The organism is Tessaracoccus sp. OH4464_COT-324 (assembly GCF_003932855.1).
GTDB lineage: Bacteria > Actinomycetota > Actinomycetes > Propionibacteriales > Propionibacteriaceae > Arachnia.
The window spans coordinates 1-312 of sequence record NZ_RQYZ01000179.1 but is presented as its reverse complement, the minus strand read 5'-3'; the positions used below and the strand labels follow the sequence as shown (position 1 = coordinate 312).

At 37.2% G+C, this 312-nt stretch carries 1 protein-coding gene; it reads right to left on the bottom strand.

The features are described 5' to 3' along the window. On the bottom strand, nucleotides 1-312 hold a 312-nt coding region (locus EII42_RS12675), incomplete at both ends, for a hypothetical protein (RefSeq protein ID WP_199729916.1).

The window sequence follows — 312 nt, the reverse complement described above, 5'->3', positions numbered from 1 at the left end:
CAACACCTAGCGGAGTTAGACGATAAATAGATAAACCTTCAGTAAACTCACTACTAAAACGGTTTAAAAAACGCTGTTTCACGAGCTCATTAATCGCATTATTTGCTCTGGTACTAATAGTTTCTGCAGATTGATCAAAAGCGTTGGAAATATGGCGGAAAATATCAACCAAATCGGTTTCTAACATTTCGCCGTCAATACGTTCATTATTATAAATGGCAATGGCTAGTAAAAATGCCAATCGTTCGGTAGGGAGATTTAAAGAAAACTCACGTTCTCTCGCCCAATTAACTAATTCAGGAATGGTTTGTG